The sequence below is a fragment of the Stutzerimonas tarimensis genome, from assembly GCF_042648805.1.
GTDB lineage: Bacteria > Pseudomonadota > Gammaproteobacteria > Pseudomonadales > Pseudomonadaceae > Azomonas > Azomonas tarimensis.
In genome coordinates, this window is the sequence record NZ_JBHRXZ010000029.1 from 80,435 (window position 1) to 101,020 (window position 20,586).

General features: G+C 64.1%; 23 protein-coding genes. 12 read left to right on the forward strand and 11 right to left on the reverse strand.

Features of this window, described 5'->3' with window-relative positions; translation table 11 throughout:
• Positions 1 to 26 precede the first annotated feature (26 nt).
• Positions 27 to 761, forward strand: coding sequence for a peptidase (locus ACFOMF_RS17620; RefSeq protein WP_386367335.1), 735 nt, complete (start codon positions 27 to 29; stop codon positions 759 to 761).
• Between the two features lie 150 nt (positions 762 to 911).
• On the forward strand, positions 912 to 1,250 hold the full coding sequence (locus ACFOMF_RS17625; RefSeq protein WP_386367337.1) for a ribonuclease E inhibitor RraB: 339 nt from the start codon (positions 912 to 914) through the stop codon (positions 1,248 to 1,250).
• Here ACFOMF_RS17625 and ACFOMF_RS17630 read toward each other — a convergent pair.
• Positions 1,247 to 2,203, reverse strand: coding sequence for a LysR family transcriptional regulator (locus ACFOMF_RS17630; protein ID WP_386367339.1), 957 nt, complete (start codon positions 2,201 to 2,203; stop codon positions 1,247 to 1,249). The two genes, ACFOMF_RS17625 and ACFOMF_RS17630, sit on opposite strands and share 4 nt — an antisense overlap.
• Positions 2,204 to 2,363: 160 nt before the next feature.
• Here ACFOMF_RS17630 and ACFOMF_RS17635 point away from each other — a divergent pair, with 160 nt between their 5' ends.
• A complete protein-coding gene (locus ACFOMF_RS17635) occupies positions 2,364 to 3,047 on the forward strand; it encodes a sulfite exporter TauE/SafE family protein (RefSeq protein WP_386367557.1) in 684 nt (227 codons plus the stop codon).
• Here the strand turns inward: ACFOMF_RS17635 and ACFOMF_RS17640 are convergent.
• Positions 3,025 to 4,446, reverse strand: coding sequence for an MATE family efflux transporter (locus ACFOMF_RS17640; RefSeq protein WP_386367341.1), 1,422 nt, complete (start codon positions 4,444 to 4,446; stop codon positions 3,025 to 3,027). The genes ACFOMF_RS17635 and ACFOMF_RS17640 overlap by 23 nt on opposite strands.
• A gap of 176 nt (positions 4,447 to 4,622) precedes the next feature.
• Here ACFOMF_RS17640 and pdxB point away from each other — a divergent pair, with 176 nt between their 5' ends.
• From pdxB to ACFOMF_RS17665, 5 genes are all read left to right on the forward strand, one after another.
• On the forward strand, positions 4,623 to 5,765 hold the full coding sequence (gene pdxB / locus ACFOMF_RS17645) for a 4-phosphoerythronate dehydrogenase PdxB (protein WP_386367343.1): 1,143 nt from the start codon (positions 4,623 to 4,625) through the stop codon (positions 5,763 to 5,765).
• Between the two features lie 72 nt (positions 5,766 to 5,837).
• Positions 5,838 to 7,802, forward strand: a complete 1,965-nt coding sequence (dnaX, locus tag ACFOMF_RS17650; protein WP_386367345.1) for a DNA polymerase III subunit gamma/tau — start codon at positions 5,838 to 5,840, stop codon at positions 7,800 to 7,802.
• Positions 7,803 to 7,812: 10 nt separating this feature from the next.
• The gene (locus ACFOMF_RS17655; RefSeq protein WP_386367347.1) at positions 7,813 to 8,139 is read left to right on the forward strand and encodes a YbaB/EbfC family nucleoid-associated protein; all 327 of its coding nucleotides are present in this window, start codon (positions 7,813 to 7,815) and stop codon (positions 8,137 to 8,139) included.
• A 192-nt stretch (positions 8,140 to 8,331) separates the two neighbouring features.
• The gene (gene recR, locus ACFOMF_RS17660) at positions 8,332 to 8,931 is read left to right on the forward strand and encodes a recombination mediator RecR (protein ID WP_386367349.1); all 600 of its coding nucleotides are present in this window, start codon (positions 8,332 to 8,334) and stop codon (positions 8,929 to 8,931) included.
• Between the two features lie 30 nt (positions 8,932 to 8,961).
• The gene (locus ACFOMF_RS17665; RefSeq protein ID WP_386367351.1) at positions 8,962 to 9,660 is read left to right on the forward strand and encodes a hypothetical protein; all 699 of its coding nucleotides are present in this window, start codon (positions 8,962 to 8,964) and stop codon (positions 9,658 to 9,660) included.
• Between the two features lie 17 nt (positions 9,661 to 9,677).
• On the opposite strand, the gene fnr is transcribed toward ACFOMF_RS17665, so the two are convergent.
• Both fnr and hemN read right to left on the reverse strand, forming a co-directional pair.
• Entirely contained in the window at positions 9,678 to 10,415 is a 738-nt protein-coding gene (gene fnr / locus ACFOMF_RS17670; RefSeq protein ID WP_386367353.1) for a fumarate/nitrate reduction transcriptional regulator Fnr, read from the reverse strand.
• A 97-nt stretch (positions 10,416 to 10,512) separates the two neighbouring features.
• Complete coding sequence (hemN, locus tag ACFOMF_RS17675) at positions 10,513 to 11,895, reverse strand: oxygen-independent coproporphyrinogen III oxidase (RefSeq protein ID WP_386367355.1); 1,383 nt, start codon at positions 11,893 to 11,895, stop codon at positions 10,513 to 10,515.
• Positions 11,896 to 12,079: 184 nt separating this feature from the next.
• On the opposite strand from hemN, the gene nadE reads away from it, so the two are divergent.
• A complete protein-coding gene (nadE, locus tag ACFOMF_RS17680) occupies positions 12,080 to 12,910 on the forward strand; it encodes an ammonia-dependent NAD(+) synthetase (RefSeq protein WP_386367357.1) in 831 nt (276 codons plus the stop codon).
• A 12-nt stretch (positions 12,911 to 12,922) separates the two neighbouring features.
• Positions 12,923 to 13,204, forward strand: coding sequence for a SelT/SelW/SelH family protein (locus ACFOMF_RS17685; protein WP_386367359.1), 282 nt, complete (start codon positions 12,923 to 12,925; stop codon positions 13,202 to 13,204).
• Between the two features lie 3 nt (positions 13,205 to 13,207).
• On the opposite strand, the gene ACFOMF_RS17690 is transcribed toward ACFOMF_RS17685, so the two are convergent.
• Together ACFOMF_RS17690 and ACFOMF_RS17695 are read right to left on the reverse strand one after the other, a co-directional pair.
• Positions 13,208 to 14,596: an adenylate/guanylate cyclase domain-containing protein gene (locus tag ACFOMF_RS17690; RefSeq protein ID WP_386367559.1), complete on the reverse strand. Its 1,389-nt coding sequence runs from the start codon at positions 14,594 to 14,596 to the stop codon at positions 13,208 to 13,210.
• 102 nt (positions 14,597 to 14,698) lie between these two features.
• Entirely contained in the window at positions 14,699 to 16,150 is a 1,452-nt protein-coding gene (locus ACFOMF_RS17695) for a TrkH family potassium uptake protein (RefSeq protein ID WP_386367361.1), read from the reverse strand.
• A 254-nt stretch (positions 16,151 to 16,404) separates the two neighbouring features.
• Here ACFOMF_RS17695 and ACFOMF_RS17700 point away from each other — a divergent pair, with 254 nt between their 5' ends.
• Both ACFOMF_RS17700 and ACFOMF_RS17705 read left to right on the forward strand, forming a co-directional pair.
• The gene (locus ACFOMF_RS17700) at positions 16,405 to 16,776 is read left to right on the forward strand and encodes a YkgJ family cysteine cluster protein (protein WP_386367363.1); all 372 of its coding nucleotides are present in this window, start codon (positions 16,405 to 16,407) and stop codon (positions 16,774 to 16,776) included.
• Between the two features lie 60 nt (positions 16,777 to 16,836).
• Complete coding sequence (locus tag ACFOMF_RS17705; RefSeq protein ID WP_386367365.1) at positions 16,837 to 17,391, forward strand: nitroreductase family protein; 555 nt, start codon at positions 16,837 to 16,839, stop codon at positions 17,389 to 17,391.
• Here ACFOMF_RS17705 and ACFOMF_RS17710 read toward each other — a convergent pair whose 3' ends face one another.
• The 5 genes from ACFOMF_RS17710 to ACFOMF_RS17730 all read right to left on the reverse strand — a co-directional run bounded on the left by ACFOMF_RS17710 (position 17,392) and on the right by ACFOMF_RS17730 (position 20,538).
• Positions 17,392 to 18,747, reverse strand: coding sequence for a sensor histidine kinase (locus ACFOMF_RS17710; RefSeq protein WP_386367367.1), 1,356 nt, complete (start codon positions 18,745 to 18,747; stop codon positions 17,392 to 17,394).
• Positions 18,748 to 18,813: 66 nt separating this feature from the next.
• A complete protein-coding gene (locus tag ACFOMF_RS17715) occupies positions 18,814 to 19,242 on the reverse strand; it encodes a Spy/CpxP family protein refolding chaperone (RefSeq protein ID WP_386367561.1) in 429 nt (142 codons plus the stop codon).
• Between the two features lie 117 nt (positions 19,243 to 19,359).
• On the reverse strand, positions 19,360 to 20,040 hold the full coding sequence (locus ACFOMF_RS17720; protein ID WP_386367369.1) for a response regulator transcription factor: 681 nt from the start codon (positions 20,038 to 20,040) through the stop codon (positions 19,360 to 19,362).
• A 4-nt stretch (positions 20,041 to 20,044) separates the two neighbouring features.
• Positions 20,045 to 20,215: a hypothetical protein gene (locus tag ACFOMF_RS17725; RefSeq protein WP_386367371.1), complete on the reverse strand. Its 171-nt coding sequence runs from the start codon at positions 20,213 to 20,215 to the stop codon at positions 20,045 to 20,047.
• A 23-nt stretch (positions 20,216 to 20,238) separates the two neighbouring features.
• Positions 20,239 to 20,538 (reverse strand): YciI family protein, encoded by a 300-nt coding sequence (locus ACFOMF_RS17730; protein WP_386367373.1) that lies wholly within the window; start codon positions 20,536 to 20,538, stop codon positions 20,239 to 20,241.
• Positions 20,539 to 20,586: the final 48 nt, after the last annotated feature.

The following is a 20,586-nucleotide window of genomic DNA, read 5'->3' on the forward strand; positions in this document are numbered from 1 at the left end:
CCCCCTCCAAGAGAACGACACGTGTCATGACTTACTGCGTCGCCATGAACCTGACCGATGGACTGGTCTTCGTCTCTGATTCCCGCACCAACGCGGGCGTCGACCACATCGCCACGTTTCGCAAGCTCTATGTTTTCGGAACGCCCGGTGAGCGTCTCATCGTCCTGCAGACGGCCGGTAACCTGGCGTCTTCGCAGTCGGTCGTGAACCTGCTGAGGCAGCGACTGCATACCGACCATCCGAATCTGCTCAGCGTGCAGACGCTGTTCGAGGCGGCGCGCGTGGTGGGCGACACGATACGGGAGATCACTCACCATGACGGCACCCAGGCGGCCGGCACAGGCATTGACCTCAGCTGCTCCTTTCTCGTCGGAGGGCAGATCAAGGGGGAATCCACGGCCCTGTTCAACGTCTATCCCCAGGGCAATTTCATTTCATCCACGCCGGACACGCCGTACTTCCAGATTGGCGAGAGCAAGTACGGCAAGCCGATCCTGGACCGGGCGCTGCGCCATGACTCGGACCTGGAACAGGCCCTACGCTGCGCACTGATCTCTTTCGATTCCACGATTCGCAGCAACCTGTCGGTTGGCATGCCGCTGGATCTACTGGTCTACCGCAAGGACAGCCTGCTGGTGCCGGCCGGTTATCGAGTCCAGGAAGGCGATCCCTATTTCGCCGGCGTGCGCGAGCAGTGGTGCAACGGCCTGCGTGATCTGCTCTCGCAACTGCCGGGTACCCCAGACGCCTATATGACCTAGGCCTCTCGGGTGGCTTCCTCTGGCCTGGCGTTCGGCTGCGCGCTGGGCTTATGCTGGACGTGCCGATGCACGGCACCGAACCAGAGCGAGCTTGGAGGGTTTCTAATCTAATGATCAGGACTCCATTCATCTCACGTGAGGAGGTTCACGATGGCTACCACCCTGACGGACGATGTCAGCAGCACCGTTCTACGCCGGATGAAGGAAGGTGGTTTCGATTTCGCGCGAGCTCATCCCATCGATTTTTACGCCATCCTTCCCGATGAGGACTGCGCACGCGAGGCCGCCAGCCAGTTTCGCGGCGAATCCACCAATGCCCAGGTATTTCCTCGTGAGGAAGGCGGTTGGAATCTGCAGGTCAGCAAGATCATGTATGCCACCTACAATGGAATCGGCGAATTCGAGCATGACCTCGAAGAGTTGGTAGAGCCGCTCGGCGGCGTCATCGATGGCTGGGGCGTGACACAGGAACTCGCCGGGGATTTCTAACCCATCGCCAGGCCGCCCTGCAGGGCTTCGTCCCAGGGCGGCGTAGGGCCGAAACGCTTCTTGAGGAAATCCAGCAGTACCCTGATGCGCGGGTCGGCTTCCCGCGTCAGGCGCAGGGCATGAATGCCGCTGGGCTCAGGCGGCGGCAGGCCCTTCTCGCAAAACAACGCCAGCAACTTTCCTTCGCACAAGGCGTCGCTGATCAACCAGGTCGGCAGGTGAGCGATGCCCAGGCCTGCCAGGGTACCGGCGAGCAGCGCCTCGGCATTGTTGGCCACCAGGCGCAGGCGATGGGGCCTGACCATCCGCTCGCGTCCTGCCACCTCGAAGCGCCAGGCGTGGGGAGGCGCCAGGGTGTCCCAGTCCAGTCCGTCATGTCCGGGCAGTTCGCCAGGATCGGCGGGCCGGCCACGCCGGGCAAGGTAGTCCGGGCTGGCGCAGACGATGCGAACCATGGGGGCCAGTGGCGTGGCGAAGAGTCGGGTGTCCGCCAGAGGTCCGATACGCAGCACCAGGTCCACTTCTCCCAGATGATCGCCGCGCAGGTCGACAAAACTGTCGATCAGCCGCAGCTGGATGTCGATCCCCGGGTACAGTCCGAGAAACTCGGCGAGCACGGGTGCCAGATGACGTCGGCCAAAGGGTGTCGGCGCATCGATGCGCAGGCTGCCTTCCATGGCCTGCGTCTGGGACCCGATCTCCGCACGTGCCAGACGCAGCTCGCCGACGATGCGCCGCGCGCGGCTGGCAAAGGCCTGCCCAGCGGGAGTGGCGCGTACCTGGTGGGTGGTGCGGCTGAACAGTTGACAGTCCAGCGCGTCCTCCAGCGCGGCAACGCGGCGGGCCACGGATGAGGGGGTGATGCCAAGACGACGAGCCGCGGCCGAAAAGCTGCCGAGTTCGACGACACTCAGGAACAGTTCCAGCTGGTCACCCAGTGCATCAGGTTGCATGAAAGGTCTCGCTTGTGCAGATCAGGCAAAACCATTTTGCTTGGTTTTGCGTTTCGCCGCGAGACGTCGCTGGCTAGAGTGCAGCCTCGATATCACAGGGTGTGCGCTCTTGGAACTTCTCTATGTATTGCTCGGCCTGTGTCTGGGGGCGCTCGGGGGAATGTTTGGCATTGGCGGTGGCTTGATTGCCATCCCGGTGCTCGGTGTTTTCTTTGGTCTGGACCAGCAGATCGCGCAGGGCACTGCACTGGTGATGGTGGTGCCCAATGTGATGCTGGCGCTGTGGCGCTACCACCAGCGCAATCGTATCGATCTGCGGCATGTCCTGGCCCTGGCGTTGCCAGGGTTTTTGCTGGCGATCCTGGGCTCGCTGGTTGCGGTATCGCTGGATGCCGAGCGGATGCGCAGCGGTTTTGTGGTCTTTCTCGTGGCTCTGGCGGCCTACAACCTGTTCCGCGTGTTCTGGCAGGCGCCGCGGCGGGCGACGGGGCTGGCTGAACGCTGGCCCTGGCTGACTCTGGTGGGTGCCGGCTCAGGGTTTTTCGGCGGGCTGTTCGCCGTCGGGGGCTCGGTGATTGCCACTCCCTTGTTGACGTCATTGTTCGGCGCCAGCCAGGTGGTCGCCCAGGGGCTTGCGCTGTCCCTGGCAGCGCCAAGCACCACGGTGGCCTTGGTGACTTACGGCCTGCACGGCGAGGTGCTGTGGTCGGTTGGCCTGGCGCTGGCGGTCGGCGGCCTGCTGAGCATCAGCCTGGGCGTGCGCCTGGCGCATGCGATGCCCGAGGCGGTGTTGAAATGTCTGTTCAGTGCCTTCCTGCTGGTCAGCGCGTTTCTTCTGCGATGAATCTCGGCCGGTGCTGGCGTTCGCCACGTTCATGCAGGCGAATCTCACGGCGGGCACTGCGCGCCAGCCGAACGCTGAGCATGAGCGCCGCGCAGGTCAGGCCGCCGATCAAGCCTTGCCACAGGCCACGCGGCCCGCTGGCCTCGCCCAGCCAGTCGGTAAGACCGAGGACGTAGCCAAGAGGCAGGCCGACGCCCCAGTACGCCAGCAGGGTGAGCAGCATCGTCACCCGGGTGTCCTGGAAGCCGCGCAAGGCCGCCGCGGCGATAACCTGCACGCCGTCGGAGAACTGAAACAGCGCCGCATAGAAGAGCAGCGTCGCGGCGATCGCGATCACTTCCAGATCCGTGGTGTAGATGCGTGCAATGGGTTCGCTGAACAACAAGATGAGGCTGGCCGAACAGCACGCGTAACCCAGCGCCAGCACCATGCCCAGTCCGGACACGAAGCGAGCATCGCGGGGCTTCTGGCGTCCCAGTGCCTGCCCGACGCGAACCGTGACCGCCATGCCCAGCGACAGCGGAATCATGAAGATCAGCGAGGTGAAGTTGAGGGCGATCTGATGACCTGCCACTACCGTAGCGCCAAGGCCGGCGATCAGTAGGGCGATCACCGAAAAGATGCTGACTTCAGCGAAGACCGCGATGCCGATGGGCAGGCCGATCGCCAACAATGACCTCAGGGTCGGCAAATGCGGCCAGTCGAAGCGGGCGAACAGGCGGCTGGGCTTGTAGTAGGCGGCCCGGCGCGTCCAGAACAGCATGCCCAGCAACATGAACAGCATGACCAGTGCCGTGGCCCAGCCACAGCCGACGCCGCCCATGGCGGGAACCCCGAGCTTGCCATAGATGAATATGTAGTTGAGCGGAATGTTCAGCAACAATCCCAGCAGCCCCAGCACCATGCTTGGCCTGGAGTGTCCCAGCCCGTCGCTGTAACTGCGCAAGACCTGGTACAGCGCAACGGCGGGAAAGCCCAGGGCCACCGCTCTCAGGTAGGCCATGGTGGGCTCGACCAGCGATTGCTCGACGCCCATCAGGTCCAGCACCGGCTCGGCGTTCCACAGCAGGGCGGCGCACAGCGAGCCGATGCCCAGGCCCATCCACAATGCCTGGCGCACCAGCGGGCCGATGGCCTCATGCTGCGCGGCACCGTAGCGCTGGGCGACTTTTGGCGTGGTCGCCAGCACCACGCCTGTCATCAACAGGAATATTGGCACCCAGAGCGAATTGCCCAACGCCACCGCGGCCAGATCGTGCGGCCCGACGCGCCCGGCCATCAGGGTGTCGACAAAGCCCATGGCAGTATGGGCCAGCTGGGCGATCATGATCGGCAGGGCAAGCAGGAAGAGGGCGCGCAGCTCGGCGCGAACCCGTCCGAGGCGGGCCTCGGTGAGCATCGGCGTTATTCCTGTCCTGAAAAAGCCGGCAAGTCTACGCTCGTGCAGAGGCGTTCGAAAGGGACCTGGAAGCTCGACGGTGCCTGACGTCCCGATCGGAAAGCTGATCGATGCGTCAGGGTCGCGGCGGGCCATGGCAGGCCGATACACTGTGCGCAACTGGAGTGGAGTGTCCCATGCGAATCCTGGCTGATGAAAACATCCCGTTGGTCGAGGCCTTTTTTGGCGGCTTCGGCGAGATCCGTCGAATGGCGGGACGGGCGATCGATCATGCGGCGCTCGAGGGCTGCGACGCACTGCTTGTGCGTTCGGTGACCCAGGTCGATCGCGCCCTGCTTGAAGGCACCCCGGTGCGCTTTGTCGGCACCTGCACCATTGGCACCGATCACCTGGACCTGGGGTACCTGGAAGAGGCCGGCATCGCCTGGTCCAGCGCACCAGGGTGCAACGCCCGCGGTGTGGTCGACTATGTGCTCGGCAGCCTGCTGGCGCTTTCGGAACGCACCGGCCAGGCGCTGGCGTCGCGCCGCTATGGCATCGTCGGCGCCGGGCAGGTCGGAGGGCGGCTGGTGGCGGTGCTGCAAGGGTTGGGCTGGAACGTCCGGGTCTGTGATCCGCCCCGCCAGGCGAGGGAGGCGGGCGACTTCGTCGAGCTCTCGGAAATCCTCACCTGCTGTGACGTCATCAGCTTGCACACGCCGCTGACCCAGCTGGGCGGGCACGCCACCTACCATCTGCTCGACGAGGCCAGGCTGGCGCAGCTGCCGCCTGGCGCCTGGCTGATCAATGCCAGCCGTGGCGCGGTGGTCGACAACGCCGCGCTGCGACATCTGTTGCCGCAGCGGCCTGATCTCTGCGCTGTGCTCGATGTCTGGGAGGGCGAGCCGGAGGTGGACCCTGGCCTGGCGGCACTCTGTCAGTTGGTGACACCGCACATTGCCGGCTACAGCCTCGAGGGCAAGCTGCGCGGCACTGCCCAGGTCTACGCGGCCTTCTGTCGAGCTCAGGGCCTGTCGCCCGCGGTTTCGCTGGATCAGCTGATGCCGGCGCCTGCTCTCCGGGGGCTGACCTTCGGCGGTAACGTTCGCCCCGACGAGCTGTTCGCCACGCTGTGTCGAGCCGTGTATGACCCTCGCCGGGACGATGCCGATTTTCGCCGGACGTTGGGCGGGGATCCCGCTGCCAGGCGCCTGGGCTTCGATGCATTGCGTCGGGATTATCCGGTCCGCCGCGAGATCACCGGTCTCCAGGTGCATCTGGAAAAGGCCGATCCCCGGCTCGTCGCGGTGGTGCGGGCGCTCGGGGCTGGCCTCGGCTGAAGGGCGGCGGATGCAATTTGGTGGCTGCTTCGCTAGGATTACCCCCTTCCTTGCTTCAGCCGCGACGGTGATATGAGTTATCAGGTTCTCGCTCGAAAGTGGCGTCCGCGCTCGTTCCGCGAAATGGTCGGGCAGACCCATGTGCTCAGAGCCCTGATCAATGCTCTGGACAACCAGCGGCTGCACCATGCCTACCTGTTCACCGGTACCCGGGGGGTGGGCAAGACCACCATCGCGCGCATCATCGCCAAGTGCCTCAATTGCGAAACGGGCATCAGTTCGACGCCGTGTGGCCAGTGCTCGGTATGCCGGGAGATCGACGAGGGGCGTTTCGTCGACCTGATCGAGGTGGACGCGGCCAGCCGCACCAAGGTCGAGGACACCCGCGAACTGCTCGACAACGTGCAGTACGCGCCGACCCGCGGCCGCTTCAAGGTGTACCTCATCGATGAGGTGCACATGCTTTCCAGTCATTCCTTCAATGCCCTGCTGAAGACGCTGGAAGAACCGCCGCCTCACGTGAAATTCCTCCTCGCGACCACCGATCCGCAGAAGCTGCCGGTCACGATTCTTTCGCGCTGCCTGCAGTTCGCCCTGAAGAACATGCCGCCGGAGCGGGTCGTCGAGCACCTGGCCCATGTGCTGGGGCAGGAACAGATCCCCTTTGACGAAGATGCGCTCTGGCTGCTGGGGCGCGCCGCCGACGGTTCCATGCGCGATGCCATGAGCCTGACCGACCAAGCCATCGCCTTTGGCGACGGCAAGGTGAGCGCGGCGGACGTGCGCTCGATGCTGGGCACGCTGGACCATGGCCAGGTCTACGAGATCCTCGAGGCGCTGCTTGACGCTGACGCCAGGGCGCTGCTCGACGCTATACGCCAATTGGCTGCGCAGGGTCCGGACTGGGGCGGGGTGTTGGCGGAAATGCTCAATGTCCTGCACCGGGTCGCCATCGCGCAGTTGCTGCCTGATGCGGTCGACAACGGACAGGGCGACCGAGAGCCTGTGCTGGCCTTGGCCCAGGCGCTGCCTGCCGAGGACGTGCAGTTCTACTATCAGATGGGCCTGGTGGGTCGACGCGACTTGCCGCTGGCGCCGGACCCGCGTAGCGGCTTCGAGATGGTGATGCTAAGGATGCTCGCCTTCCGCCCCGCCGACAGCACGGCGGCGCCACGAACACCGTTAAAGCTCTCAGGGATCAGCCCGGCCACGCCTGACTCCCCAGCCCGCCCGGTGGCCAGCACGCAGCCCGAGCGGGAGCCGGCAAGGCTTGCGTCTGTACAGCCACTGCGGGATTCTCAGCCTGAGCCTGAGCCTGAGCCGGCAACGCCGAGTGCGGACACGCCGCCCGCTGCGGTCGCTACTGGCGGGGAGGTGGTCGAGAAGATCGATCTGCCCTGGCACGAGCCGCCAGTTTCAGCGCCGGTGGCCGCGGAGCGCCCGCTTGAACCCGTTATCGCTGCCGATCATCAGGCATCGGTGGTGCTGGTCGAGGAGCCCGACGACGAAGAGCCGCCGCTTACCGATGAAGACTATTTCCAGGTCGAGACACAGGCCGAGGCCTACCTCGACGCCTTCCAGGAGGAGCGGCTCGATCCTGATGTGCAAGCTGAACCTGCCCTGGCTGCCCAACCCGCCAGTGGCCTGGCTGCCGAGTGGATCGCCTTGCTGTCCCAGTTGGGGCTTGGCGGTCTGACCGGCAGCATCGCCGCCAACTGTACGCTGGCCGCTGTCGACGGCGATCACTGGTTGCTGCATCTGGATCCGGACCACAGCGCCTTGTTCAATGCGACCCAGCAGCGGCGAATTGGCGAGGCCCTGAACGGGTATCATGGCCGCTCGTTGCAGTTGGACATTCAACTGGTCAAGCCGCAGCAGGAAACCCCGGCCCAGGCCGCGGCGCGCAAGCGGCTCGAGCGCCAGCGGTCGGCCGAAGCCTCGATTCAAGGCGACCCGCTGGTGCAGCAGCTCATGACGCAATTTTCCGCTGTCATACGCGAAGGCACCATCGAACCGATAGAACACATCGAACCCTGAGGATGATTCCATGATGAAAGGTGGCATGGCTGGCCTGATGAAACAGGCGCAACAGATGCAGGAAAAAATGCAGAAGATGCAGGAAGAGCTGGCCAACGCCGAGGTCACTGGCCAGGCCGGCGCGGGGCTGGTCAGTGTGGTGATGACCGGTCGCCACGACGTCAAGCGTGTCACGCTCGACGACAGCCTGATGCAGGAGGACAAGGAAATTCTCGAAGACCTGATCGCTGCCGCGGTGAACGACGCAGTGCGCAAGGTTGAACAGAACAGCCAGGAAAAAATGGCCGGCATGACTGCGGGCATGCAGCTGCCGCCGGGTTTCAAGATGCCGTTCTAAGGCAACGGATGCTGGGCCGGAGGCTCGACGGAGATGCGGCGCACCCGCCGCCTCCCGTCGAGCCAGTGAATCAAACCGCGGAGGCTGCCTGCAGAGCTCCCCTCCTGGGTAGCCCTGTAGCCATCGTTCAGCCTCCAGCTTGAACAAGCGCCATTCGACCTGACACCCTTTCCTGGTAATCACGAGCCATCGATGTCTTTCTCCCCCCTTATCCGCCAACTGATCGACGCACTGCGTATCCTCCCGGGGGTGGGCCAGAAGAGCGCCCAGCGCATGGCGCTGCAATTGCTCGAGCGTGATCGCAGCGGCGGGCTGCGCCTGGCGCAGGCTTTGGCGGCCGCCATGGAGGGCGTCGGCTACTGCAAGCGCTGTCGAACTTTGAGCGAGGACGAACTCTGCCAGCAGTGTGCCGATCCGCAGCGAGATGACTCGCTCTTGTGCGTGGTGCAAAGCCCCATGGATGTGTTTGCGGTCGAGCAGACCGGATTCCGAGGGCGCTATTTCGTGCTCAAGGGGCATCTCTCGCCCCTGGATGGTCTGGGGCCCGAGGCCATTGGTATCCCTGCGCTGCTCGAGCGAGTCGAGGCGGGTGGTTTCAGCGAGGTCATATTGGCCACCAATCCGACGGTGGAGGGTGAGGCCACCGCGCACTATATCGCCCAGATGCTGGTGCCGAACGGGCTCGCGGTGAGTCGGATCGCTCACGGGGTGCCCCTGGGCGGCGAGCTCGAGCTGGTCGATGGCGGCACGCTGGCGCATGCAATGGCGGGGCGCAAACCCATTTCGCTCTGAGACGCCAGGCGTCGGGTGGGAGAGAAATCCATGAGAATTCCTTCATTGAGCCTGGCGCTGTGCGCTTTGCTCGCCATGCCGGTCTGGGCGCAACCGCTTCGTGTCGAACTGGCCGGTGACTACCGGCCATTGCTTGCCGCTGAGCCCCGGACAGGTGCGGGCAGCTTCGAACGCGAGCTGATCGACCGCTGGGCCGAGAGCATGGGTCGTACGGTGCAGGTCGCCGAGACTGGCGGACAGGCTGACTTGCGCATGGGGCTGGGCGAAGCGGGTATTGCCTATTACCAGAGCGAGCCGGCCGCCCTGACGCTGCGTGAAGGGGGGCTCGCTGACCTGAACGGCTTGGAAGGCAAGAGCTTCTGCGTCGTCGCTGGCAGTCCGCACATCGAACACTTCAGCGAACGTTTCGCGGCTTCCGCCAAGCGCTATTCCAGCGCGGCGCAGGCGCTGGCCGGGCTCGCTGCGGGGAACTGCGCGGTACTGATCGAGGACCGGGTACTGCTGGAAGAAATCGCTGCACAACCCGAGTGGGATGGCTTCGCCAGAGTGCTGACGTCACTGCCGGAGTTGGCGGTGACGTTGAGGGTGAGTGCCGACGACGCCGAGCTGTTGTCCGAATTGCAGCCTGTGGTCGAACGGGAAAACCTGACGCGCGAACTGACAAGCGCCTGGGCGCAAAAAGTGCGGCTTGCCGCCTGCGCCCTGGACGCCAGGCTAGACTGTCACTGAACGGCGAAGCCGCGCGCTCAGCGCTGTTCCACTGTGCCTCCGGCGAGTGCGCACAGGGCAATGTAGTCGACGATTCGTATTTCCTTGCCTTCCGCTTCGATGAGGCCGTTCTGCTGAAAGCGGGTGAAGACCCGGGAAACGGTTTCCACCGCGAGCCCGAGGAAATTTCCTATTTCGTTGCGGGACATCGCCAGACGGAACTGATTGGCGGAAAAACCCCGTGCGCTGAAGCGCGCCGACAGGTTGATCAGGAAGGTGGCGATACGCTCGTCCGCAGTTTTTTTCGACAGCAAAAGCATCATCTGCTGATCGTCACGGATTTCCCGGCTCATGATGCGCATCAACTGGCGACGCAGTTGCGGCAGCATCACGCTCAACTCATCGAGTCGCTCGAACGGAATCTCGCAGACCGAGGTCGTTTCCAGTGCCTGGGCAGTGACCGGGTAGGTCTCGGTATCCATGCCCGACAAACCGACAAGCTCGCTTGGGAGGTGAAAGCCGGTCAGCTGCTCCTCGCCATGGTCGGTCACGCTGAAGGTGCGCAATGCGCCCGAGCGAACGGCAAATACCGAAGAGAAACGATCACCCTGGCGAAAGAGCGTCTCGCCTTTCTTGAGTGGTCGCCCACGTTTGACGATTTCGTCGAGCGCATCCATGTCCTGCATGTTCAGCGAGAGCGGCAGGCAGAGCGGGGCCAGGCTGCACTCCCTGCAGTGCGCCTGACGCTGCGTTCGAACTTTGTTTGTCTCGGACATACCGATACACCTGAAGGCACATTCACAGCGGGAAAGATTAACTCACACCGTCTGATCTGGCCAATTGTGCAAAGGTCGGTCTGGATCCTGACCGCGATCAGACCACCCGCGAGAAGCGCTGTTCGGTCTGTTGCGAGAGGTAGTGGTCGAATTGCATGCACAGCGCCCGCACCAGCAAGCGGCCCACCGGCAGGACGTCGAGGCGGGTCTCGCCCAGCTCGATCAGCCCATCGCGAGCCATCTGTTCGAGGGTTGGCCAGGTATCGGCGAAGTAGTCGCGAAAGACGATTCCGAATGTCCGCTCGATCTGAGTCATGTCCAGTTCGAAATCGCACATGAGGTTCTGGATCACCAACCGCCGTATGCGGTCGTCGTCGTTGCAGCGCAGCCCGCGTTGAGTTGCCAGTTGAGCGCTGTTGAGGGCACTCTGGTAGGTCGCCAGGTCGGTGCTGTTCTGGCAGTAGAGATCGCCGATCTGGCTGATGGCCGACACGCCCAGGCCGATCAGGTCGCAGTGGCCGTGGGTGGTGTAGCCCTGGAAATTCCGATGCAGGGTGCCGTCTTCCTGGGCGATGGCCAGGTCGTCGTCGGGCAGGGCGAAGTGGTCCATGCCAATGTAGCGGTAGCCGGCCTCGGCCAGTGTTTCGATGCTCTGCTGCAGCATGCTGAGCTTTGCGGCCGGTGCGGGCAGTTGCGCGGCCTCGATGCGCCGCTGCGGAGCGAAACGTTCGGGCAGGTGGGCGTAGTTGAACAGCGACAGGCGATCCGGCTGCAGTTCGATGATGGCCTGCAAGGTCTTGTCGAAGCGCTCGGGAGTCTGCAGGGGCAGGCCGTAGATGAGGTCGATGCTGACCGAGCGAAACTGCAGGGTTCGTGCGGCATCGATGACCGCGCGGGTCTGGTCCAGGCTCTGCACGCGATTGATGGCCTTCTGCACCTCGGGGTCGAGGTCCTGGACGCCGATGCTGATTCGGTTGAAGCCCAGTTCGCGCAGCAGACCCATGGTCGGCCAGTCGGCCTCGCGGGGATCTATCTCGATGCTGTAGTCGCAGCTGCTGCCCTCGGCGAACTGGAAGTGCCTGCGCAAGTGACTCATCAGCCGACGCAGCTGGCCGTGGCTGAGAAAGGTGGGGGTTCCGCCGCCGAAATGCAATTGCTCGACCCGCTGCTCGGGGCCCAGGTGGCAGGCGATCATCTCGATCTCCTTTTCCAGGCGCTCGAGATAGGGCAGGGCGCGTCCGCGGTCGCGAGTGACCACCTTGTTGCAGCCACAGAAATAGCAGATGTTGGCGCAGAACGGTACGTGGATGTACAGCGACAGCGGCCGGTGCGCCTGGCGGCTGTCGCGCAGGGCATGCAGCAGGTCGAAAGAGCCGATCTTGCCGTTGAACTGCACCGCCGTGGGATAGGAGGTGTAGCGGGGCCCGGCACCATCGTAGCGACGGATCAGATCGGTGTCCCAGCGGATGGCGTCGAGCATGACGGCCTCGGAATGATCGGGTGATGTCCGGGATTCTAGGGTCGGCCCAAACTGGCGATCTTGACCTGCATCAAGCTTGCCCTAGGGCCATCATCGCGCGACGATTAGGGCCAGTGATGACATTCCGGCCGGGTGTTGGTCCAATTTAGCCAAGAACATCCGGCCATGATTCCAGGAGACCTCCATGCACAGCCGTCAGCCCGAAATCGCCTCAGCCTTGAATGTCATTGCGCCCTTTGACGGGGACGACTCGATCAAGGCAGAGATCGAACGCCGAGTCGGATTCATCCAGCAATGCCTGCGCGAGTCCGGCCTCAAGACTCTGGTGCTGGGGATCAGCGGCGGGGTGGACTCCACCACCGCCGGACTGCTGGCGCAAAAGGCGGTCAAGCAGATGCGCGAGGCTGGGGAGGGAGACAGCTACCGCTTCATCGCCGTGCGACTGCCCTACGACGTTCAGCACGATGAAGACGAGGCGCAGCTCGCCGTCGACACCATCCAGCCCGACGAATGCCACACCGTGAACATTGGTGAGGCGGTACGGGGTCTGGCTTCGGCCACCGAGTCGCTCGAAGGACTTTCTCCGGCGGCGCGGGATTTCGTGCTGGGCAACACCAAGGCGCGCATGCGCATGGTCGCCCAGTACACCATCGCCAATGCTCGCGGCGGGCTGGTGATCGGGACTGACCACGCCGCGGAGGCGGTGATGGGCTTCTTCACCAAGTTTGGCGACGGTGCCTGCGATATCGCCCCGCTCACCGGGCTGGTCAAGCATCAGGTCCGAGAGCTGGCCCTGGCGCTGGGTGCCCCGCAGCAGTTGGCGCACAAGGTGCCCACCGCCGACCTTGAAGAGCTGCATCCCGGCAAGCCTGATGAAATGGCCCATGGCGTGACCTACCGCGACATCGACGCTTTCCTGCAGGGCAAGGAGGTCTCCGAGGACGCGGCGGCGACGATCGTCGACGCCTACGACAAGACCGAGCACAAGCGGCAGTTGCCCAAAGAGCCATCCTGAGCGGGGCATCGCATGCAGGCGACAGGACCTGAGGTGGTCATCACCTACTGCCGTCAGTGCCAATGGCTGCTGCGAGCAGCCTGGCTGGCCCAGGAGTTGTTGAGCACCTTTTCCGAGGAGCTGGCGAGGGTGACGCTCGAGCCGGGCACGGGCGGTGTGTTTCGCATCACCTGCGACGGGGTAGAGATCTGGGAGCGCAAGACCGACGGTGGCTTTCCTGAAGCGAAGATCCTCAAGCAACGAGTGCGCGACCGGATCGAGCCCGGTCGTTCGCTCGGTCACAATGATCGCTGAACCTCAGTAGATCACCTTGTCACGAAGCTTCTGCGCCGCCTGCTGCAGGGCCTTGATGACCCGCTCCTTGTCGAAGTTCTCGATATTGTTGGTGTCCAGGTACATCGAGAAACCGGGCATCTCATGCTCCATGTAGCTCGAGGTCGCCCCCAGGTCGCGGCGAAAATCCACTACCTCGTAGATCTGCACGGGTTTGGAAAAGCCTTTGACGCTGATCTGGCCGCGGTCTCGGCACATGATCACATCCTTTACCAGCGAATAGGTCTCGTGGGCAATGAGGATCTCGCCGGCGTTGGCCGCGCTCTCGAGGCGGCTGGCGAGATTCACGTCGCGGCCGATGATGGTGTAGTCCATGCGGGTGTCGGCGCCAAAATTGCCGACCGTGCAATAACCAGTGCTGACTCCCATGCGGATCTCCATCGGTTTGGTGATGCCCTGGCTGCGCCACTGTTGACGCAGCACCTTCATGTGCTTGCGCATGGCAATGGCCATGGACACCGCTGCCACCGCGTCACGCTTGGCCCCGTTCGTGGTGGGGTCGCCAAAGAAGATCATCACCGCGTCACCGATGAACTTGTCGATGGTGCCGCCGTGCTTGAGGGCGATCTTGGCCATGTCGTTCAGGTAGTTGTTGAGCAGATCGGTCAACGCCTCCGCTTCAAGCTCTTCCGACAGTTCGGTGAACCCCTTGATGTCAGAGAAGAATACCGAGAGCTTCTTGCGCTGGGTTTCCAGACGAACATGGCGTTTGCCATGGAAAATCGATTCCCAGACCTGTGGGGACAGGTACTTGGCCAGATTACGGGCAAGGCGCGCGGCCTTTTCCTGCTCCGCCTTGATTTCGCTGCGCGCCTGGGCGAGGCGCAGCCCCTGCTCATGGACGAAATAGGCGGCCACGCAGACGTAGGCCATGGTGGCGACGATGCTCAGCACCGCCATCAGCGGCGGTGTGGTGAGGTTGAACTGCAGCGGCACCAGGGGAGCGCAAAGGGCCAGTCCGGCCACCGCGGCAAGCGCCGCCAGGCTGAAATGGCGGAGTCCTCCGGTGATCAGCGCGCTGACGAACAGGATAAGCAGGAACATCAGACTGGGCGTCGCCGAGAACTGCAGCAGGACAATGGCTGCCCCGGTATGCAGGGCATCGAGACAGAGCAAGACGCGGCTGGTCAGCTCCGGCTGGGTGCGTTTGAATCGGGCGGCAGTGAAATAGACGATGTGCGGGTAGAACAGGGTGTAGGGGACCATCCACAGGTGCTGCTCGGGCAGTACGCCACTGAATGTGCCTGCCGCAAGCGTCGCGGCGCAGACCAGATAGGCGAACACCCGCGCGTAGTACTCGCGCAGTGGCCGGGTAGCCAGCCCGCCACGTCGCTCAGGAAGAACGGATGTCATGATGATCGGCAGGTCCTTGATGGGGCTCGGCATTGCATGGGCACCCTGGTGCCCAGTCCTTGCGGATTAATGCCGGCATCATATCAAGCCTGGCCTACCAGATCAGTGTTTCCAGAAGGTGCTCGTCAGCAGCACGAGCACGGTGATGATCTCCAGGCGACCGAGCAGCATTCCGATTGCCAGCAGCCATTTGGCGGCATCGGGAAGTGGCCCGAAAGTGCCTGCGGGCCCGATGATCTGCCCCAGGCCTGGGCCGACGTTACACACGGCGGTGGCAGCGCCCGTGAGCGCAGTGATGGGATCGAGCCCGAGCAGCGACAGTGACAGCGCGAGCAGGGCGATCGTCATGGTGAAAAAGAACGAAAAGGTAAGGATCGAGCGGACGATTTCCTCATCCAGGGTGTGGCCGTTGTACTGCTGGCGGATCACCGCACGCGGGTGGACCATCTGCTTGAGGTTGGCGCGCAGCAGGGAATAGGCGACCTGGAAGCGGAACACCTTGAGCCCGCCGGCGGTCGAGCCGGAGCAGCCACCGATGAAGGTCAGGTAGAAGAACGCCATGAAAGCGAAATCGCCCCACAGGGTGTAGTCGCTTACAGCGAATCCGGTGGTGGAAACGACCGAGATCACGCTGAAGCTGACGATGCGCAAGGCATCGAGCGGCGCCACGTCATTGGTCAGGGCGTACCAGAGGCTGAACAGCAGGCTGGTGCCAACGATGATCTTGAGAAAACCGCGGACCTGGGCGTCGCTGGCCAGGGCCAGGTGATTGCCGCGCAGGGTGGCGACGTACAGGGTGAACGGCAGGCTGCCGAGGATCATGAAGAACATGGCCACCCAATGCGATGCCGGGCTGAAATTGCCCATCGAGGCATCGGAGGTGGAAAAGCCACCGGTGGCCACCGAGGTGAAGGCGTGATTGATCGCGTCGAACAGGTTCATCCCGGCGAACAGGAACGCGGGAATGGCCATGGCGGTGAAGCCGACGTATATGGCCAGCAGATATCTGCCCACCACATGTGAGCGGGGCATGATCTTTTCCGACCAGTCCGATGATTCGGTCTGAAACAGCCGCATGCCGCCGACGCGCAGCAACGGCAGGATCGCGATGGCCATGCCGATGAAGCCGATGCCGCCGAGCCACTGCAGCAGCGAGCGCCATATGAGCAGTCCCGGGGAACTGTCGTCCAGGCCCGAGAGCACCGTCGCGCCGGTGGTGGTGATGCCCGACATGGTTTCGAAGAAGGCGTCGGTGTAGCTGATGTGATGAATCATCATCAGCGGCAGCGCGGCGAAGAAGCACACCACCAGCCAACTCATGGTGGTGAGAAAGTACATGTCGCGAGGCCGCAGTTGGACGTTGGCCGGACGTCCGGGAATGACCAGTGCCGCGCCTACACCCCCGGTGAGCAGCGCCGCCCAGCCGAACGCGGACAGGTCGTCGCTGCGCCCGTACAGCCAGAGGGTCAGCATGGGAATGAGCATGCTGACGGCGAGCGTGATGAGAAAGATGCCGAGAATGAATCCGATGATGCGCAGCGTTGGCAGTGCCATGGTTCCACTCGGCTGAAAAACGAGGCGACGATTTTACGCGCGCTGAGCGGGCTGTAAACCATGCGCCTCCGGCGTCTCCGGGCCGCGCCGCTCGCCAGCGGATCCCCGCTGAAAAGCCCTGGTCACGGGCGCTTCGTCGAGTAGCTCGAAGATGGGGTTGAATGGAAGCTCGGCACCTCTTCCCAAAGACCGGCCGATAGCTAGAATAGCCACTCGGGTGCCGGCCCCTCCGGTTTCTGGGTGTTCTTCCCATCATGTCCTCTGCCAATGCCTGTCTGTCCTGTGGCGCTTGCTGCGCGCATTTCCGTGTGTCTTTCTTTTGGGGCGAATGCGCCGGTAACGGTGGCTCCGTCCCCGATGCACTGACCGTTCAGGTCAGCCCCTACCACGTCGCCATGCTTGGCACCGAAGCGAAGCCGGCGCGCTGCGCCGCGCTGCTGGGCGAAGTGGGCTGTGGCGTTCGCTGCACGGTCTACGAGCAACGCTCCACGACCTGCCGCGACTTCGCCGCCTCCTGGAGCGAGGGGCAGCCGAACCCCCATTGCGATGCGGCGCGAGCGGCCCACGGACTGCCGCCCCTGAGCCCGCCGCTGCAACCTGATCTCAGCCCTGGCCGGGTGGCCTGACGGGGGCGCGCGGGATCGCTCGAGCGTCTAGAATGGCCTGCCTGTACCAGGAGGAATTCGATGGAAGCTCTCGAACTGTTACTCGGGCGTGTGTCGGTCAGTCGGCTCGGTGAGCCAGCGCCCGATACGGCGCAACTGGAAACGCTGTTCAAGGCGGCCTTCCGCGCGCCGGACCATGGGCAGTTGCGGCCATGGCGTTTTCTGACGGTGCAGGGTGATGCCCGCGAACGGCTCGGCGAGCTGCTGGCCGAAGCGGTCGGGCGGCAGCCAGAGGCCAAGTCCGAGGCCGAGGCCAAGGCGCGCAAGATGCCGTTGCGCGCACCACTGGTGGTCATTGCCATCGGCTGTCCGCAGGTCCACGCCAAGATCCCGCCGGGCGAGCAATTGCTGACAGTGGGCTGCGCCGTGCACGGCATGCTGCTCGCCGCGCAGGCGATTGGCCTGGGCGGCATCTGGCGAACCGGCCCGCTGGCCTACGATGTGCATGTCGCCGCCGGGCTCGGTCTAGCCGAGCATGAGCAGATACTGGGTTTTCTCTACCTCGGCACACCCGAAGGCGCCTTGCGAACTCCACCGGTGGTCGAGGTGGCGGATTTCGTTCGCGCCTGGCCTTGATCAGGACGTTACTGGCGTCGCCTCGGGGTTTTGCAACGGCGAAGGGGGCAGGTCGATAACGGCCAGGAAGCCACCGTCGGGGTGATTGCCCAGCTGCAGCGTGCCCCCGTGTCGTTCGACTGCGCGCCGGGCGATGGCCAGACCGAGACCGTGGCCGGGAGCGGTCTGGCGAGCGGCGCGGAAAAATGGCGTGCCCAGTCGGGGCAGGTCGTCCGGCTCGGCACCCGGGCCGTGATCGCGGACGCTGATGCACCAGCGGCCGTCGAGTGGTCCCGCCTCGACCTCGATCGGCCTGTCGGCCGGGCTGAAGCGCAGGGCATTGGCCAGCAGATTTTCCAAGGCGCGTTCGAGCATGTCCGGCCATCCATCAAGCACCAGGTCTTCGGGCACGCTGATGTCGATGCGCTGCTCTGGCGCCGTGAGTTGCGCATTGGCGCGCAGCTGGCGCAGCAGGCTGGCGAGATGAATGGGCCGGGCAGCTCCAGGTTCGGCATCCAGGCGAGCCAAGGCGAGGATTTCGCTGATCAGCGCTTCGAGGCGGTCGCACTCCTGCACCAGCCGTGGCCAGATCGCTTCGCGCTCGGCCGGCGATGCCCGTTCGGCCAAGGCCAGAGCGATGCGCAGACGAGCCAGCGGCGAGCGCAATTCATGGGAAACGTCACGCAACAGTTGTCGCTGGCTGTGAATCAGCCCTTGCAGACGATCGCCCATTCGATTGAAGTCATTTGCCAGTACGCCGAATTCGTCCCGTCGACGGGCCAGGCGTGCCAGCGAATGCTGCTGATACGCTGTGCGCCCAAGGTCGTGTACCGCTGACCGCAGACGCCCCAGCGGCCGGACGATCGAAAGCGTCAGCAGCAGGCTGAAACCTGTAAGCACCACCAGCGCAATGGCAGCGGCACTCAGCGGCCAGACCAGCCCGCCGCGCTGCCAGGCGACCAGCTCGGTCTGGGGGATCCGGTAGATGAAGAGGTAGCTTTCGCCCGTATTTGGGCTGGTGTATTCCTGGGTCAGGCGGCGCCAGGGTAGTCGCCGTGAATGGGTTCGTTCCTGGGCTTCGAACACCGCGGCGCGGGGTGGGAAAGTGCCGCGGATGATCGGCTGACCTGTTTCGCCGAGGACCTGGACATCCACACGAAAATGGCGCTTGTGTTCTTCCAGCGCTCGTTGGGCGGTACTTGGCCCAGCGGTTTCGTAGAGCCGCGTCCAGTTTTCCGCCAGATGCCGCACCGCGGGGTGGCGATGAAGGATCCAGGCATCCTGCTGGAGAATGTTGCCGAGCAGGGCGGCGAGGCCGGCCACCAGGGCGATAGCCAGCCAGAACATCGCCAGTATTCGCCAGAACAATGAGCGCAAGGTTGTCTCCACAAGCGAAACCCGGCGCGCAGAGCGGCCGGGTTCGGGCTGCTGATCAGATGAGCGTTACTGCTGGGCGCGATCGGCTTTCCACTTTTCGAACTCGGCTCGCTCGGCGCGTTTTTCCTTCATTTTTTCCATGGCTTCGTCAAACTTGACCTGCTGCTCGGGCTTGAGCAGCCCGCGCATGGCCTGATGAGTCTTCTCCTGGCTGGCCTTGCGCTCCTCCGTCAGGGCGTTGCGCTCGGCTTCCGGCAATTTGTCCAGGTAGCGCTGGGTGATCTCGTGCTGGGCCTTGAACTGTTCGCTCATCAGCTTGCGCATCTCGCTGCGCTGCTCCTTGGTCAGGTCGAGATCCTTGTGGAACATCTGGTGGTGCTGTCCGCCCCGCTTGCCATGTCCGTCGTGGCCTTCCATCCCGCCTGGGCCGGGCATGGCAAATGCCAGGACAGGCAGCGAGGCGGCGAATACCAGAGCAGTAAGGGTCTTGCGAATCATGAGCTTTTCCTCTCGTCTATCGGTCGGTGACCGGATGAGTGAAAGTCTAGGCAGCGCAAGGTCAAGTGCAGTCAGCCCCTGGTAAAGGTTCCGTAAAGCACCGGGAAGCAGCCGTCACTGTGGCTGATAGAGGTAGCCACGGCCGCGCAGCGCGACGATGCGTGGGCGCCCGTCGGCGTGGGGGCCGAGTTTGCGACGCAGGTTGCTGACATGCATGTCGAGGCTGCGGTCGTACAGCGTCAGCTTGCGCCCCAGCGCCAGCTCGGCCAGGGCCTGCTTGTCGACCGGATCGCCCGGCTGTGCCAGCAGCGCTTCGAGAATGCGCCCTTCGGTAAGGGTCAGTGCCACCTCGACCTCGTCGACGTTGACCACGCCGCGGCCGGGGCTGAACTGGAGATCGCCCGCTTCGAGCTGGCCCGTGGCGGCAGCAGGCTGGCTGCGCCGGAGTACGGCGCGCAGCCGGGCGGTGAGTTCCCGTGGATCGCAGGGTTTGGCCAGGTAGTCGTCGGCACCGAGCTCCAGCCCGAGGATGCGGTCGAGCGGCTCGCCGCGCGCCGACAGCATCAGTACGGGCAAGTCGCGGTAGTCCTGGCGCAGCTGCCGCAGCAGCTCCAGGCCGCTGCCGTCCGGCAGCATCACATCGAGAATGATCGCGTCCGGGCGCGCCTCGGCGAGCAGCTGGCGGGCAGACTGCCCGTCGTGCGCGGCCTGGACGGTAAAACCTTCCTGGCCGAGCCAGGCGCCCAGCAATTCGCAGAGTTCCTGGTCGTCGTCGATCAGTAGCAGCTTACTCATGTCGTCAGTTCAGCCATTGGCGGCAGCGTTGCCCGCGTGAAAAGAGCAGCCCGGCCATGCAGCTCGACAGGGCGATGCCCGCGCCGGGCACGGACCAGCGTTGTTGCTGATCGAGCCAGCCGGGCGATGCCTGCAGGCTCAGGGTGAGCGGCGCAACGGTGATAGGCCTCGACATTCCTTGGTTTCGCTCGCTGGAGGTCAGGGAAGAACGCGCTTGAATGGCTTGACCAGCACGTCGCTGTAGACCCCGGCGGCGCGGTAGGGGTCGGCCGCTGCCCATGCCTCGGCGGCTTGCAGCGACTCGAATTCCGCGACGATGAGGCTGCCGGTGAAGCCGGCCGTGCCGGGGTCGTTGCTGTCGACCGCAGGATGGGGGCCGGCGAGCACCAGCCGACCCTCGTCCTTGAGTTTTTCGAGGCGGGCGATGTGGTCCGGGCGGGCGGCCAGGCGGGCTTCGAGGGAGTTGGCGGCGTCGGTGGCAATGATGGCGTAGAGCATGCAGACCTCATGGTGGCGTGACCGTCCCGCGCTTACGATTGTCGGGCG